Annotated in this window: 1 protein-coding gene; it reads left to right on the top strand. The window is 65.0% G+C overall.

The genetic code is table 11. From position 1 onward, the window contains the following. Positions 1–469, top strand: a 469-nt coding sequence (locus QSK21_RS35950; protein WP_285702225.1) for a proteasome accessory factor PafA2 family protein, incomplete at both ends; no start/stop codon positions are given.

A 469-nucleotide genomic window follows, 5' to 3' on the forward strand; every position in this document is an offset into this window, starting at 1 on the left:
GATCCTGGAGGGTCTGCTGGTGGATGCCGAGCGGCGGTTGCGGGAGGAGGGCATCGCCGGTGACATCTACCTGTTCAAGAACAACACCGACTCGGCGGGCAACTCCTACGGCTGCCACGAGAACTACTGCGTCGGCAGGCAGGGGGAGTTCGGACGGCTCGCCGATGTGCTGATTCCGTATCTGGTGACGCGGCAGATCATCTGCGGGGCCGGGAAGGTGCTCCAGACGCCGCGTGGCGCGGTGTACTGCGTGTCGCAGCGCGCCGAGCACATTTGGGAGGGCGTGTCGTCGGCGACGACGCGGTCGCGTCCGATCATCAACACCAGGGATGAGCCGCATGGCGACGCCGAGCGGTTCCGTCGGCTGCATGTGATCGTGGGGGACTCGAATATGAGTGAGACCACGATGTTGCTGAAGGTGGGGGCGACGGATCTGGTGTTGCGGATGATCGAGGCGGGGGTGGTGATG

This window comes from Actinomadura sp. NBRC 104412 (genome assembly GCF_030269515.1).
In the GTDB taxonomy this organism is placed as follows: domain Bacteria; phylum Actinomycetota; class Actinomycetes; order Streptosporangiales; family Streptosporangiaceae; genus Spirillospora.